At 42.5% G+C, this 16162-nt stretch carries 9 protein-coding genes; 4 read left to right on the top strand and 5 right to left on the bottom strand.

From position 1 onward, the window contains the following. Window positions 1-33: 33 nt before the first annotated feature. The 4 genes from FTV09_RS00600 to FTV09_RS00615 all read right to left on the bottom strand — a co-directional run bounded on the left by FTV09_RS00600 (window position 34) and on the right by FTV09_RS00615 (window position 4242). A complete protein-coding gene (locus FTV09_RS00600; protein WP_180056254.1) occupies window positions 34-1653 on the bottom strand; it encodes an AarF/ABC1/UbiB kinase family protein in 1620 nt (539 codons plus the stop codon). A gap of 18 nt (window positions 1654-1671) precedes the next feature. Further along, window positions 1672-2340: an SCP2 domain-containing protein gene (locus tag FTV09_RS00605; protein WP_067761269.1), complete on the bottom strand. Its 669-nt coding sequence runs from the start codon at window positions 2338-2340 to the stop codon at window positions 1672-1674. Window positions 2341-2356: 16 nt separating this feature from the next. Next, window positions 2357-3301, bottom strand: coding sequence for a bifunctional demethylmenaquinone methyltransferase/2-methoxy-6-polyprenyl-1,4-benzoquinol methylase UbiE (ubiE, locus tag FTV09_RS00610; protein ID WP_180056255.1), 945 nt, complete (start codon window positions 3299-3301; stop codon window positions 2357-2359). 227 nt (window positions 3302-3528) lie between these two features. Then, a complete protein-coding gene (locus FTV09_RS00615; protein WP_067761263.1) occupies window positions 3529-4242 on the bottom strand; it encodes a hypothetical protein in 714 nt (237 codons plus the stop codon). A gap of 209 nt (window positions 4243-4451) precedes the next feature. On the opposite strand from FTV09_RS00615, the gene FTV09_RS00620 reads away from it, so the two are divergent. Then, entirely contained in the window at window positions 4452-5870 is a 1419-nt protein-coding gene (locus tag FTV09_RS00620) for a phosphate--AMP phosphotransferase (protein ID WP_067761260.1), read from the top strand. Between the two features lie 71 nt (window positions 5871-5941). Here FTV09_RS00620 and FTV09_RS00625 read toward each other — a convergent pair whose 3' ends face one another. After that, window positions 5942-6463, bottom strand: coding sequence for a hypothetical protein (locus tag FTV09_RS00625; protein ID WP_180056256.1), 522 nt, complete (start codon window positions 6461-6463; stop codon window positions 5942-5944). A 179-nt stretch (window positions 6464-6642) separates the two neighbouring features. Here FTV09_RS00625 and FTV09_RS00630 point away from each other — a divergent pair, with 179 nt between their 5' ends. The 3 genes from FTV09_RS00630 to recD all read left to right on the top strand — a co-directional run bounded on the left by FTV09_RS00630 (window position 6643) and on the right by recD (window position 16117). Next, window positions 6643-10440, top strand: a complete 3798-nt coding sequence (locus FTV09_RS00630) for an exodeoxyribonuclease V subunit gamma (RefSeq protein ID WP_180056257.1) — start codon at window positions 6643-6645, stop codon at window positions 10438-10440. Then, entirely contained in the window at window positions 10437-14207 is a 3771-nt protein-coding gene (locus tag FTV09_RS00635; RefSeq protein WP_257222750.1) for a UvrD-helicase domain-containing protein, read from the top strand. Before FTV09_RS00630 ends, FTV09_RS00635 begins: the two co-directional genes overlap by 4 nt. A gap of 194 nt (window positions 14208-14401) precedes the next feature. Continuing rightward, the gene (recD, locus tag FTV09_RS00640) at window positions 14402-16117 is read left to right on the top strand and encodes an exodeoxyribonuclease V subunit alpha (protein ID WP_180056295.1); all 1716 of its coding nucleotides are present in this window, start codon (window positions 14402-14404) and stop codon (window positions 16115-16117) included. The last annotated feature ends 45 nt before the right edge of the window (window positions 16118-16162 follow it).

Consider the following 16162-nt stretch of genomic DNA (forward strand, 5'->3'; position numbering starts at 1 on the left):
TTTAAGTGATTTTCCGAGACATTTTAGAATATTTTATTTAAATACACGCCACACAGCTAATACGCTTGAAAGTGCAATTAAAACAATCGAAACATACCACGGCGAGATAATGGCAATCGATAGGAAAATTGCCATGATGCTGCCAAATACCCAACTACGCTTTTGCTGATGTTCCACTTGTAGGCGCATGCTTTGTAGTTCATTGAGTTGTTTTGCATGCCATGCCGACTGATTTTTCAAGCCATTGAGGCTATCAATCATCAAGGTTGGTAAATCTTGTGCACCGAGTAACAGGTCGGGAATTTTTTGTCCAAGTTCTTTAAGATTTTTCTGCGGATTCATTTGGGCTTTAATCCAATCCGTCAAGATTGGTTTAGCCAAACTCCAAATGTCTAATTCAGGGTAAAGGTCTGTGCCCAAGCCTTCTACATGTACCAAAGTTTTGAGCAACAACATCAATTGTGGTGGAATTTCCAGATGGAAACGACGGGCAATATCCATCACTTGAATCAGGATGCCGGCAAAGTCCAGTTCGTGCATTGGTTTAGAAACCATTGGCCCGACGGTGCGGCGCATTTCACGCGCCAAAGCATCTTGATCTGTACCCGGTGGAATCCAACCCGCTTGATGCACAATTTGAATCAGCTGCATAAAGTCGCTGTTCATCACTGCAAGCAACATGCGTGCAACGGTCATTTGGTCGTGCTTCGACAGCTCGCCCATAATCGCGCAGTCCAATGCAATAAAGCGTGGATTACTTGGATTAATAGTTTCAACAAACACGTTACCCGGATGCATATCCGCATGGAAGAAGTTATCGCGGAACACTTGGGTAAAGAAAATAGTCAGCCCTTTTTCCGCCAAATCTTTACGATCCATGCCCAAACGGTCAAAAGTCGCAATATCTGAAATTGGCACACCGGTAATGCGTTCTTCAACCATCACATCACGGCTGTCCATATAGACTTCAGGTACATACATCATGCTTGAACCCGTGAAGTAATGACGCATACGGCGGGTATTGTCTGCTTCTAAAGTCAAATCCAATTCATTCAGAATAATTTGACGATAGTCCTGAATAATTTCAGATAAATGTAATGCGCGTGCTGCTTCTAAACGTTTCTCTAGGAACTGGCCGAGCCATTCTAAAATTTCAAAATCTTGCAGAATTTGGTTGCGAATATTCGGACGAGTCACTTTGACCACAACTTCACGACCATCATGCAGCGCTGCGGTATGCACTTGAGCAATAGATGCAGCCGCAAGCGGTTGTTCGTCAAAGCGGGCAAACAAGGTATTTACATCGGCCTTGAGTGATTCTTGAATACGCATTTTTGCGACATCATTACCAAATGGTTTGACTTGATCTTGTAATAAAACAAGCTGTTTTAAGACTTCGGGTGGAATCAAATCACGACGGGTCGATAAAAGCTGTCCGAGCTTAATCGCAAGCGGGCCCATTTCTTCCATCGCCTCTTTGAGTTTGAGCGGATTTTTACGCTCACGGCTCGACCATGCCGCAGGGTGCATGCGAATGATGGACAGAATATGACGGGCTTTTTCAGGTAATTCTTCCGCAGGAAACAACGTGTCGAGTCTATAGTGCGCGGCAATGCGCCAAAGGTCGAGTAAACGTGAAACGTGCGGAATCATATATGTAATTACCTAGTCTTAAATGTTGTCTTGTAAGGAATCAATTTGATTTTGCAGTTGCTGAATTTTAGCTTCTGCACGGTCTAAATTTTGATTCAAAATACGGGTGTCTTGATTCAGGTCGTCCATCTGCCAGCGTGGGGCAAGCAAGCCTGAATCTTCTTTTAATGCGTCTTCAGCAAAGAACAAATGGCTTTGTAAAGTACGTTTAAGATGTTTCGGTGCAAGTTGCAGCTTGCCAATTTCATGAGCAAGGCTCGGGCCAATCCATGGACTTAAATGTGCAGCCAAATCCGGTTCAGCTTGCTGCATGATGCGCTGAATATCTTGCAATAAGTGATAATCACCTTGCAGTGGAATATTGCCAACATCTTCAGCTAACAGCAGTTTTAACAATTCAATCACGGTTTTGACATGCAGCGTCGCTGTGGCTTCTGTAATTTGCTTTTGCTGTTCAAACGGACGCTGTTCGAAGATGGATGCGGCTTCAGTATGGCCTGTTGGTGTAGGTTCTAAGCGAACTTTTTCTTGGTCAAAGAATACATCCACTGATAGCTGTGGTGAGTCGATCACCACACGCAGCATTTTGCCTTGCAATTCATTGAGCTGGATGCGGGTAATCGCATCCAAATCAATCACATGATGAATTAATCGTTCAACTGCACCGAGTGCTAGAATCGACCACATAGTTCAGCCTGCGGTATTAAAGTTTGAAACCACGGTGTACCGCAACGATACCACCTGTTAAGTTGTGGTAGTCGCAGTTTTGGAAGCCTGCATTTTCCATCATGCCTTTCAGGGTACGTTGGTCTGGATGCATACGAATTGATTCTGCAAGGTACTTATAGCTTTCTGAATCGTTTGCAATCAGCTTGCCCATAATTGGTAGCGCAGTGAATGAGTACATGTCATAGAGTTTTGAGAATGGCTCAAACACAGGTTTTGAGAACTCTAAAATCAATAAGCGACCACCTGGCTTAAGCACGCGGTACATGGCAGCAAGCGCTGCATCTTTGTCTGTCACATTGCGTAGACCAAATGAAATAGTCAATAGGTCAAAGCTGTTGTCTGCAAATGGTTCTAGCGTTTCAGCATTGGCCAAAACGAAATCAACATTGGTACAGCCAGCATCAATTAGACGATCACGACCAACATTCAACATTGATTCATTAATATCTGACAGTACGACATGACCTGTTGGGCCGACTTCACGACTGAAGACTTTAGCCAAGTCACCAGTACCACCTGCGATATCAAGCACGTGTTGACCACGACGAACACCCGACATATTAATGGCAAAACGTTTCCAAAGACGGTGAATACCAAATGACATTAAGTCATTCATGATGTCGTATTTGCTTGCAACAGAGTGGAAAACTTCAGCTACTTTTTGTGCTTTATCTTCACTGTTTACGGTTTGATAGCCGAAGTGCGTTGTTACACCGACGTTGCCGGTATTAGCACCACGTGGCAAATTGTATTTAGGTACTGAACCAGTCACAGGCGTATCGGTTAGGCGTTGTTCTAAAGATTGTTGCTGACCTTGTGCTGTCCCTTGTGGTAATGGCTCAGTTAAGAATGGACTCGCTTTGTCTGTATTTTGTGCCGACTCAGGTGTAGGGGCAGGCGTTTGATTCTCGTTAGACATTAGAGTCACTCCTAACATATAAATAGGGTTAATGTTGCTTTGCAAGCATGATGACAGATTCTCTGTGCTTATACAGCAGTCATATTGCATTTGTTATGAATAATATACAGAAAAAATAAGGATCTGCTGTAATTGCTTTGCAAATCCCCTATAAAAAATCTGAATTCTACTGCTGCACTTTGCGTCTTAGCATAACCCATGCTGCGCCAAAGTGCAGGCATTTTGCCTTATGCCGCAGGGCGAAACGGGTTTGGATCACCAGCATGCACACGCTGAACAATTTGACGTTCTACCGCGGTAAATTCACGGACAAATTTTTCTGCGGACTTCAGTGGTTTCATGGCAAGGAAGCCGTCTTGCATAAAGTCATACATGATTTCAAAGTTGTATTTGCTGGCTGCACCTTTACACATTTTGAACGCTGTATAAACCATAAATGAACGCATATATTTATCGAGGTTACGACCTAAATCATCAAGCAATTGTAATTGTAATAAACGGTCTTTTCCTTGATCTAACTTTAAATAGGTAAGGCGCATCATCTCATCTGTTAAGGGGGGATTTGATGGATAATCTTCTAACAGTTGCATTGCCACTTGCTCATCTAATTGCACCGCTAAAATGGCCAATTGCACACCAGATGTGCCAGTTTTAATGGCGTTATCAGGAATGAGTTTTTCTGCTTTGTGTGCATAGCGGGTCAGACGTGCAATCTGTTGTGCTAACGCATCGAAGTCGGGGCCGCCATATAAACGATTAATAAAATATTCCGACATTAACACATTGTGCTTTTCTGCAAATTGTTTGGCATGGGTGTGTTGCATACGCTGCTTTTGCCACTGCTGCACATCTTGTAAACGCGCTAAAATTTCTGGCTTTTTGTGATAATTCAATTGGTAATACAATTCAAGTAAATCATCTAGTACCGCAAGTTTGGACATTCGGTGTCTCAATTATTTTTTCAGATGAATGAATCTTAGTAGGTGTTTCGGCTTCCTGCTATGACAAACTGATCAAAGAGCGATACAAACTGGGTCAGTTTGTTGCAGAAATAGCCAGTTTAGGCGTACTTAATTTGACATGAAATGCATTGTTGCAAATTTAAAGGCGTGGTTATACTGAAATCAGAACGAAAATAAACAGGTTAATCATGCGCGAAGAAGAAACAGAATTTCAATTAATGGATGAAGAACAACTCTCTGTTGATTTAATTGAAGCCCAGTATCAACTGAAAAATACCAGTCGTCAGCCGAATGCGAAAAGTGTACTGATTTTAGTGAGTGGAATTGAGTTGGCGGGTAAAGGTGAAGCAGTTAAACAACTACGTGAATGGGTTGATCCACGTTACCTGCGGGTAAAAGCCGATGCGCCAGTTATGTTTAATCAGAAACAAACCTTTTGGCAGTCCTACGCACGTTTTATTCCTGCAGAAGGGCAGATTATGGTGCTGTTTGGCAATTGGTACAGTGATTTGCTCAGTACCGCCATGCATGTTTCTAAGCCCTTGGATGAAACGCTATTTGATGACTATGTTGAAAATATGCGAGCGTATGAACAAGACCTGAAAAATAACAATGTCGATGTGATTAAGATTTGGTTTGATCTGTCTTGGAAATCGTTGCAGAAGCGTTTGGATGATATGGACCCAAGCGAAGCGCGTTGGCATAAATTGCATAGCTTAGACTGGCGTAATAAAAAACAGTATGACAATTTACAGCGCTTACGTCAGCGATTTACAAACGATTGGATAATCATTGATTGCGAAGATGAGCAGGTACGTGATCAGCAATTTGCGCAGCATATTTTAACGACGTTGAAGCATTGTCCAGTGCATCCGAACAAAGCAGTCGGGCGTTGGAAACAAGCGAAGATTCCTGAAGCATTATTACAACCCAGTACGGAAGTTGCTGATGCGGCAGCCTATAAGCAAGAACTGAAAAAGCTCAGTCGTAAAGTTGCTGAAGCGTTACGCTTTGATAGCCGCAATGTGGTGATTGCATTTGAGGGCATGGATGCAGCCGGCAAAGGTGGGGCAATTAAGCGCATTGTGAAAAAACTCGACCCTCGTGAATATGAAATTCACACTATCGCCGCACCTGAAAAGTATGAGTTGCGTCGACCATATTTATGGCGTTTTTGGAATAAAATTTTGCCAGAAGAAAAGATCACTATTTTTGACCGCAGTTGGTATGGTCGCGTTTTGGTTGAGCGAATTGAAGGCTTTGCTAACGATGTGGAATGGCAACGCGCTTATGATGAAATTAATCGTTTTGAAAAGGACTTATTTGACAGTCAAACGGTGGTCATAAAGTTTTGGTTGGCCATTAGTAAAGATGAACAGGCGCTGCGTTTTAAAGCACGTGAGGAAGCAGCACATAAGCGTTTTAAAATTACTCCAGATGATTGGCGTAACCGCGAGCGGTGGGATGATTATTTGAAGGCCGCGGCTGATATGTTTGAGCGAACCAATACTGCATATGCGCCATGGCATATTGTTTCGACCAATGATAAACACAGTGCTCGTTTAGAAATTTTGCAAACCATTTTAAAGCAATTAAAAGCGGATTAAGTTGAAGCGTGTACACTTAATATAAACCCCGCACATGGCGGGGTTTATATTGTTAAATAGATCTATCCGTCTTAGCCATTTTGTGGGGTGGGTGTCGGTTGATTTGGAAATTTTTGTTGAATGCGTTTAGCCAGTTGGTAGCTTTCTTCAACATGGGTTTCAGCGACTTTTTTCATCACAATATAGCCCAAAGTGGCTGCTATGGCCTGGCCGCCGAGTGGAATAAATTTCGTCACTTGTTTGGTGATGTACTTCGCTGCAATATTGTTGAGTGATTTCTTCATGGCAGTTCGTGCAACCACGAGACCAGAGAACTCGACACCACGTTTACGTAGCTCACTCCAGTGAATTTGTTTGGTTTTGGGGTCATAGACACTGATTTGTTCAGGTGCTAAACCAAAGCGATTGTTAATTTCTGGAATTAACTGTGACAAGATGCCAACGTCAATCACCACATCTAAAAATGGCACAGGAATAATCGCAGCGCCTGCAGAAAAGTAAGCACGTTTTTTGACGAGTTCAAGGCATTCGGCACGAATAATTTCCAGATTTAGGTTGGGATCAATTGATTCTGGAATGTTGTCTATTTTCATAAGCAGATACCCTTAAAGCAATATTGGATTTTTTCTCATAAAGTATCATTAAGATACTTGTTTAAAAGCATTTTTTGCAATCTATTATCTTGTCAAAGTCGCATAGACAGTCGAAGATGTATAGTAAATAATCATTGTTATTTTGTAGTAGTTGGTCACGTAGGCGGTATAGGTAAAACATGGCAATACACGTAATTCAAAGTCAGCGCATCGAAGTATTGGTGGATTGTCTGATTGATCAGCTCAAAACCCAGCAATCAACCAATGCGCTGTCTGTGTTACAAGAGCGCCATATTGTTGTCCCCGATCAAGCTATTGCCACGTGGCTAGAACAGCAGATTTCAGAAAAAATCAGCATCAGTGCCAATATCCAGCATCACCGCAAAATTTTAGGCTTACAGTGGAAAGCCTATGAGTGGGCGCTACCGACCAAACAAGATCGTGAGCGGATTAAAGGGATTAACACGCCGCCTTTGATTATGCAGTGGCGTATTTATCATGGCCTAGCGCAATTCATTCAATCGGATAGCCTGGACACCGCAAATACACCTGCCGATTTACAGGTGTTGTTGCAACGTGTGTATGACAATAGCTCCAGTTTATCTGATCCTAATAAACGAAAAAGTAAACGTCAGGAAATGCTGTATTGGATTGCAGCGCAAGTCACACGATTATTTACAAACTATGCAACCTATCGTGGCAGTTGTATTCATACCCCAGATGAAGGTGTAGAAACATGGGTATGTCCACATTGTGATACCGATTGGCTCAGTGCGTGGACAAAAAATAAGCCACTCGATGTATTGCAATTAACTGGATTTAAGCCTGATCAAGCAGCGGAATATTTACCGACTCAAGCTGCTCAATTGGAGCAATGGCAACGCTGGCTTTGGCATGCATTGTTCCAAAAAGACTTTAATGATCGGTTTGAGATTGATAACAAATTTTGGCAGGCGCTACGCCAAGCTGAATACCATCATCAGCAGCAACTAGAGTTCTCTTTAGGGGATGGTTCTGTCGATGAAGATGATGAACGTCACCAAACCTATAATGGCTTACCTGCACAAATTTTTGTTTTTACCACCTTGGAATTACCGCCTGCACAGTTGAAATTTCTGTATCGACTTGGTGAGTTCACAGAAGTTCACTTACTTTATTTCAACCCATCGCGTGAATATTGGGCAGATATGGTCGATCCGGTGTGGAAAGACCGCTATAACTTGAAATTACAGCAGCGTTATATTGAGCGAAACCCTAAGGTGACGACGGAACAAATCCAAGCCTATTTAAATACCACCAATGCAGAGCTACGTGAGTCACAACATTCGCTGTTAACCCGTTTAGGGAAGCGTGCGCGTGATAATTTTGCCTTATTGGTGAATATGTCAGGTGGTGAAGGTTGGGAAGATGTTTTTCCTGAAGATGAACCCAATACATTACTGGGGCAGATTCAGCATGACATTATGACTTTGCAAGAGCCAGAAAAACATGGCTATGCTTTAGCGCAAGAAGATCAATCCATTCAATTCCATGTTTGTCATTCTAGTTTGCGTCAACTGGAAGTGTTGCGAGACCAATTGGTACGATGGTTGGCAGCAGGAACACCTGAAGCACCTCGTCATCCGAGCGATATTTTGATTTTGGTGCCGAATTTAAAAGAGCTGGAACCACATATTCGTACGGTGTTTTCAACGACCCGTGGTATTGCACGCACGGCTCAAGATTTGCCATATATTCCAGTGAAAATTGCTGGGGTGATTAGCCAAGATGTAAATAATGCGTGGCAAGCTTTTGTTGGGCGTATTGAAATTAGCCAAGGGCGATTTAGCGCTGAAGACTTTCACGATTGGCTGAATTTAAATGCAGTACAGCATTATTATCAACTTGATCATGTGCAAATGGAACGCATGATGGAATTGTTGATCAATGCTGGTTTCCGTCGTGGCTTAGACGAACAGCATATGCAGGCCTATTTGGCTGAAAATGATCAGGACTATCGCTACACCTTTAAATTTGCCTTAGATCGTTTGGTTTTGGGAGTGGCGATTCCGCAGCATATGGTTTTTGGTGGCACCTTGAGTTTTGCAGGCGTTTTAAGTGCCGACTTTGAATTGGTGCAGACACTTATCCAAATTTATCAAGATATTGCAGAACGTCGAGAGTGGTTAAATCCACAGGCAACAACATTGCCATGTCATTCAGTGCAACAGTGGCTTGAACATTTAGATGCAGATTTGAAGCCTTTTGCTGAAACAGGTGGCCGTGCTTTTGAGGATATTCGTAAAGTATTACGCGCAGTGACACAGCGACTACATAATGCGCAAAGTGAAAAAGTGGGTTCATTGCCAGAGAGTTTTGATTTGCCTTTGATGCTGATTTTAAAAGAAATACAGCAAAGTTTAGAGGCTTCGGCTGAGCAGGCTGAACCGACCGGATCAGTTACTTTTGCCGATATTGGTAAAGTGCGCCAAGTACCGTATGACTTGGTGGTCTTGATGAATATGGATAGTGGCAAGTTTCCACGCCGTGATCAGCAAGTGCCTTTTGATTTGATGGAGTTGCTTAAACCGGTCTTGGGTGATCGTTCACGCTTAGAAGACGATAAGGGTGCATTTCTAGACGCCTTATTATTTGCACGGCAGTCGCTCTGGCTGTTCTATAACGGCTTCGATGTCAATGATGGTGAAAGCCGTGAGCCGTCTTCGGTTTTATATGAATTTAGCCAATTTTTAGCCAAGATGATCTGTCCTCAAACATTAGATCAGCCGCATGAAGCTATGCTGGATTTAGAGGGCTTACGGATACCTCAGCAGCTTGAAGCGCTCTATCACGTTCATCCCTTACAACCGTTTGATCCGAAAGGTTTTCAGCCAAGTAAAAGTTTACGTTTTCAAGACCAATGGTTTGCGGTGGCGGAGCAAATTCAGCACAGTGCTGGCCCACGTCAGCCTTGGATTAACCGTGATTATCCAGTCGTGGAAGATACTGAAATACGAGTGTTGGATGGGCAGGAGTGGATTAAAGATGTAGTATTTCCTGCACGTTTGTACCTAAAAACACTTGGGGTGGCCAGTGTTTACACGGGTGATCAATTGCCGCAGCAAGAGCCTCTATTGCTCGATAAATTGCAGCAATATCATGTGCGTGAACTACTACAAAAACATTATGTTCAGCCCAATGCAGTACTTCATACCACAACACAAACAGATGATGAAACAGACGGCCGAATTGAGCCAGATATTGCGTTGTTCCAAGATGTGCTGCCTGTCGGACATACCCGCACAGGTACATGGAAAATTAGCTTAGCAGAGCAAGCACAATTAGTGCAGCGTTTGGATGGTCGTCAGATCACTGCGACCACACAGCAAAACTTAAATATTGAGGACAATTTACTCTTAAGTATTCAAGTACCTGAAGATCAGCATACAACACTTTGGTTGAGTTGCATGGCCTCGAGTGCCAAGCCGAAGCGCCAAACCCAAACGTGGTTGGAATATTTACTTTGGCTAAGTTATTTGGACTTAGGTGAAGATGGGGCGCAATACGTCCGTGAGGTGATTTGTAATGATAAAACCATCATCTGTCATGGCTTGAGTTCTGCACAAGCCAAACAGCAATTAGCAAGTTGGTTCGGTTTGTGGCGGCATGCACAAAAACGTCCTGTGATACTGCCGGCGGCACTGATTCGTCAAGAAAAGACCCAATGGGTAGAAAATGAAAATGGACAGGTTGTTCCAGACAATCTGCAAAAATTACAAGATAAATGGCTGAATAATCATAGTTTTGGTATTGAGCTAGAATCTGATGAAGCCAATTGTCACCATCGCGATTGGCGCTTTATTTTACAGCAGCAGGCAGCGGATGAATTATTTCAATTGTCCAGCACATACTATGCTGAACGCCTATATCAGGTCATGGATGATGAACAGGATGGAGTGAAAAAACTAGAGCTGATTAAGCCTGAGGGTAAAAAATGAATATGCCGCAGCACAATATCAACGTTTCGACCAACCCGATTGCGGATATGCATTTCACTGGTCTGCATTGGATTGAAGCCTCAGCTGGGACTGGTAAAACTTATACCTTATCAAGCTTAATGGTGCGTATTTTTCTCGATCGATATCTGCCAAATCAGGTGATTGCGACGACATTTACCCGTAAAGCTACAGCTGAATTAAAGGCACGTGTTCGTTTACGCACAGAAGAAACCCGTGATTTTATTTATGGGCTACTGGCCACTTCTGCGTCTGAATTACAAACCTTACAGCAAACGATTAGCGATCCATTGTATCAGCAGGTATTAAAAGATCATGGGCATCATTTAGACTATGCATATCATCGTTTAAATGTAGTACTACAACAGTATGAAGAGCTGTTTGTCGGTACGCTCGATAGTTTTAGCCAAAAGTTATTACGTGAGTTTGCTTTTGAAAGTGGTCGTATTGAACAGGTACAAATTAGTGATGATGAAGACCTGCATATTGAGCGTTTAATTCACGATTTATTGCGTGATTGGATACAGCAGCAGTCTGCACATTTAATTGAGTATTTGATGCTGAATAATCAGCTCAAAGGGCCAGACTATTATTTGAGTGTGGTGAAGGAAAGCTTAAATTTCCCTTCAGTTGATTTGCGCGTACCTGAATTACCTGAAAATACGCTTCTGCATTTTGAAAATATCTGTCAACAATTGGTGCAATTGCTGCCAAAAGCCAAAGAGGAGTTAGCAGGCTGTTTTGATGCTAATAGCGAATATAAAAATTATGTCGAAGCGAAACGATTTACTAAAGGCTCTTTTTTCACGCTATTTAATACTGAATTACCAACCTTCTTGCAACATTTTGAACAGCAGGGAAGCCAAGCTGTCCTTGCAGAAACGACTTCCTTGCAATCGATTGTAAAAGGTGTTCGTAAGTTGTTTTTTGATCCTACCAAAAAATTTTGGAAGGATCGTGCTTTTAAAGACAAAGTCGTTGAGGAACAACCGAATGTGCAAACCACGTTTTATCAACATGTGTTTGTACAGCAACTTCGTGCCTTTATTGAAGCGTTTGATCATCTCAATCAAGCGGAACAATATCTGAATTTCTATTTGGCGCAGGAAGTGAAAAAGCGTCTACCACAAGTTCTTCAGCAAGCAGGTGAAACCACATTTTCTCAGCAAATCCGGACTTTGTCGGATGCATTGCAACAGACTTCAGCAGCAGGGAAAGATAGCTTTGCTGCACATGTCTTGGCTCGTTATCCTCTGATTTTAGTGGATGAGTTCCAAGATACCAACCAAGATCAAGATGACATGCTGTCGAGTATTTGGCGGGAAAAAACGCGCTTACAGCAAGGTTGTATGATTATGGTTGGAGATCCCAAGCAGGCGATTTATGGTTTCCGTGGTGGTGATATGTTGACTTATCGTAAAGCACGACATGACATACAAACCAAGGGTGGATGTTGTTATACCTTAAATAAAAACCATCGCTCAGTGAAAAACTTGGTGGAAGTGGTTGATGCCTTGTTTCATCGGCAGATGGACTTTGGTGAACAGGTCGAATACACCCCAATCCAAGCCGGTGAACGTGAACATCCACCCTTAATTGATCATCAACAAGTCAATCCACAGCCTCTACGTTGGTTACAGCTTGAAGAAGATTCGAACGAAGCAGATCAAGTGGCTTGGCAAATACAAGCCTTACTTAATCAGGCACAGCAGGGACACTTATATTTTCAGGAAAAATCCGGTGCTCGGGCGCTGCAAGCGGACGATATTGCAGTATTGGGACAAAACCATTTTGAATTAGAACAGGTGCAAAAGGCGCTGCAACATTTAGGCGTTCCTTGCTACAAAGCCTCTCGTGAAAGCGTTTATAAGAGTGCAATAGCGCAAGATGTTGCCGCATTGCTGACAGCCATCTTAAACCCTTACCAAGAATCCAAAGTGAAACGTGCCTTACTGAGTCGCTTATTGGGCTACGATTTAAAAGCACTGGTTGAATTAGAACAGCAACCTGACGGTTTAACCCGAATAATTGAGCAGCTTGAACAGATCCGCCTGATTTGGAATGAGCAAGGTTTTCGTAGCGCATGGAATAGCTGCATGACTCTATTTCAAGTGTGGACACGGTTGGTAGCCGGTCAAAGTCGTGACAATGAACGTACTGTAGTGAATCTGCGGCATCTGACCGAATTATTGAGTCAGCAAAGTGAGCATTACACCGGTGCGCATAAGCTGTATCAGTGGTTTATTCGGCAGATTAATTTAGGCATTAATAATGAAAGTACCCAAGAGCGCAAACTGACGGGAAATTTAGGTGTGCAGCTCATGACTATTCATGCCTCAAAGGGCTTGGAATTTGGTTGTGTATTTCTGTTAGGCGCCAATGCAGGTTTAAGTGAAAAAAGCAGTCTGAATTTTTCTTTAAAGGAAAATCATAAGAAAAGCCTTGGGCTCGAACGCGTGATTGCGGTCAAAACATCTGATTTACCTGAAGATGACCGACAGCAGCATGAAGCACGAAATGAAGCAGAACATCATCGCCTTTGGTATGTGGCGCTTACCCGCGCCAGTTATCGTGTTTATGCGGTGCTTAGACACTTATCAGATGAGAAAAAGCAACAAGCGGCAGAGCGTTCAGGGCTGACTTTTTGGCGTGGGTTAACCGCGACATCCTTCAATCATCATGAAAGTTGTGAGGCTGAAGTGCTCAAAGCTGCTTTGGATCACATGATTCTGCTGAAAGAAGAAACCATAGCACTACAGGCAGATGTGATACCTGTAGGAAATTTTTACCCACGAGAGAAAACCAGCTTTACTGCGTTAACGCGAACTGAACATAAAGTTTATGCGCAGCGAGATCAACTTGCAGCTGTAATCACCGAGACGGATGAGAGTGCGGCAGATGAAGTGGAACAGGCTGAAATGCAAATCGCAACGCATTCTGAACCCATTTCATGGATTAAGAAAAACTTTCCAAAAGGCACAAAGCCAGGGAGCTTTCTGCATAAACTCATGGAAAAAGTCAAATTCAGTACCCCTGACGATCGTTTGGCACAATCCATTACGACCCGTTTTAAAAGTGATGTGGAGTTTGATTCGCCCCACATGCTACAAAAACTGATTAAGCAATTGGGGCCAACAGGAAATGATGAGCAAGACATTGAAAATGTAGTGAATCTAATGCACGAATGGTATTCACAAATCATTCACACACCGCTGCATGGCGGCTTTAGTTTGAGCCAATTGCAAGATGGTGAATACCGTTCAGAAATGGATTTCCACATGAGTTTGGCGGATCGGGCACTTGGAATCCGCAAAATTCGTACATTGTTTGAAAGCTTACAAGAAGCGGATTTGAACATTCAAGACTTGAATGATGTGTTTACTGCACGTTATCTAACTGGTTCAATTGACTTGGTTTATTTTGATGGTCAGCGTTATCACATTGCCGATTATAAGAGTAATTATTTAGGCGAATCTACTGCGCAGTATGACAGTCAGCATATACGTGAAAGCATGAGCCATTCTAGCTATTGGCTACAGGCTGCATTGTACTTGGTGGCTCTACATCGCTATTTAAAAGTGGTGATGAAGGATTACAATATGCGTCAGCATTTGGGTGGAGCGAGCTATTTATACTTGCGTGGTATGGATGGTCAAAGCAATGCAGGAGTGCATCATTGGAAACCAGACGATGCATTCATTGAAAAATTAGATGAAATTTTAAGTGCAAAAGCTGAGGTTCAGGCGTGAATAAATCCCTTGGCCAGCAAAATAATGAAATGAAAACAATAGATTGCTCTGTGGATAAGTTTGAGGATAACTGTGTGGAAAATGATCAGAAAAGCTTATCTGTACAGGGTTTGAGCACGACAGAGAAAAATTCATTAAAAAGCACGGTTTTAAGCGCTAAAAATGTGCTTGATCCGGCTGAAAATAACCTCGTTATGCCAGATTGGATCGCCTATTTACTGCAGCAATTTGCATCGGATATTAGCGATCAAGCCCAAGCCACGCAGTTAATTCAACAGTTAATGCAAGCAATTGAAAATGGCGACAGTTGTATTCAAATTAATACTGCACAAGTCAGTTGCTTAAAGCATTTGGCTCAGCCTGAAAGTATCGCCTTGAAACAACCGAGTCCTTTTGTTTATGATGATCAATACCTGTATTTATATCGTTATTGGTCACTTGAGTATGCTTTGGCAGTGCAAGTAAAACGGCTAAAACAACAGCCAACTCAAGCACTGGCTGCTGATATTGCGAAAGATTTATTAACAGATACGTTTCAGGTTCAAGCGCTGAATATGGTGTATCAGCAGCATTTAAATATTATTACCGGTGGGCCTGGTACAGGAAAAACCTATACCTTGGCACGTATTATTGCCGTATTAAATGAAGCCAATCCAACTCTACGTATTGCTATGGCAGCTCCAACAGGGAAAGCTGCACAGCGTATGGAAGAAGCTTTGCAAGCAGCATTTAAAGATCCTGCATTACAGCACTATTCAATATTAAAGAAAACCTTAAAGCCAGTGACCCTACATCGCTTACTCGGTTTAGGCACTCGTTATATCCCTCGCTTTAATGAACGTCAGCGCTTACCTTATGATGTGATCGTGGTTGATGAAGCCTCAATGCTCGATTTAAGTTTGGCGCAAATGTTATTCGCTGCTGTACCAGATCAAGCCAAGCTCATATTACTGGGTGATGCGGAACAATTGGCTTCTGTGGATGTGGGTGCCGTGTTGGCAAATTTACAAGATGTTGATGCCTTAGCAGAAAATCGCACTCATTTAAAAAACAGTCGCCGTTTTGTTTCAGATGCCGCCATTGGTAAGTTTGCAGCCTTTATTCAAAGGCAAGCTGAACAGCAAAGCACGACACAAGTCCTGACTCAATTTGAGCACGATGTGGTTAAGCCAAGTACATTAGTTCCTGTGCCGCTGCGCGCCGAAATGTCAGATGTGATTCAATTGGAATACTTACCCGAAGATACACAAGAGAATATCCAATGGGGCAAGTACTATGATCAGTTGATGTATGGCTTTCAGCCCTTTGTCGAGATTTTAAAGCAGGCACCGCAGCAAAAAGATCAATTTGATCAATGGCTAAAGCAAGTAATTCAAAATTTTGATCATTATCGTATTTTATCTGCGATTCGATTTGGCAAGTTGGGCTTACATGAGCTTAATCAGCAAATTGAGCTGCGAGTATTGGATGCACTTGGGATATTAAAGCAAGGGGACTGGTATGTGGGGCGTCCTGTGATGATGACCTATAACGATTATCAACTCGGTCTGTCGAATGGTGATATTGGCATTTGTTTACAACGACCATCAGAAAATTCAGCCCAATTTGAAGTCTATTTTCCAAGTTTAAATAAGTGGGTCATGGCGACACGGTTACCTAAAAATATTGAAACTGCCTACGTACTTACCATTCATAAGTCGCAAGGTTCTGAATTTACCCATACAGCTGTGGTGCTAGAAAATCATGCCACAGCTATGATGAGTAAGGAGCTGATTTATACGGGGATCACCCGTGCGAAAAAAGTTGTCAGCCTTTTGGTTGCAAAAGAGGCTTTTGCAAAAGCGCTCACCAAACGTACAACACGGAGTAGCGGTCTTTTAGAAAAAATTAACAATCAGTTATCTTTATAAAGTATAGGCAAAATGTATCGGTCTTTGTAAGAAAATGCTTACATT

The sequence above is a fragment of the Acinetobacter sp. YH12227 genome, assembly GCF_013417785.1.
In the GTDB taxonomy this organism is placed as follows: domain Bacteria; phylum Pseudomonadota; class Gammaproteobacteria; order Pseudomonadales; family Moraxellaceae; genus Acinetobacter; species Acinetobacter gandensis.

Coding starts and splice junctions, on each gene's coding strand:
- FTV09_RS00635 (WP_257222750.1), top strand. CDS start 10,437: ATGAATATGCCGCAGCACAATATCAACGTTTCGACCAACCCGATTGCG.
- ubiE (WP_180056255.1), bottom strand. CDS start 3,301: ATGTCTAACGAGAATCAAACGCCTGCCCCTACACCTGAGTCGGCACAA.
- recD (WP_180056295.1), top strand. CDS start 14,402: ATGCCAGATTGGATCGCCTATTTACTGCAGCAATTTGCATCGGATATT.
- FTV09_RS00625 (WP_180056256.1), bottom strand. CDS start 6,463: ATGAAAATAGACAACATTCCAGAATCAATTGATCCCAACCTAAATCTG.
- FTV09_RS00620 (WP_067761260.1), top strand. CDS start 4,452: ATGCGCGAAGAAGAAACAGAATTTCAATTAATGGATGAAGAACAACTC.
- FTV09_RS00600 (WP_180056254.1), bottom strand. CDS start 1,653: ATGATTCCGCACGTTTCACGTTTACTCGACCTTTGGCGCATTGCCGCG.
- FTV09_RS00630 (WP_180056257.1), top strand. CDS start 6,643: ATGGCAATACACGTAATTCAAAGTCAGCGCATCGAAGTATTGGTGGAT.
- FTV09_RS00605 (WP_067761269.1), bottom strand. CDS start 2,340: ATGTGGTCGATTCTAGCACTCGGTGCAGTTGAACGATTAATTCATCAT.
- FTV09_RS00615 (WP_067761263.1), bottom strand. CDS start 4,242: ATGTCCAAACTTGCGGTACTAGATGATTTACTTGAATTGTATTACCAA.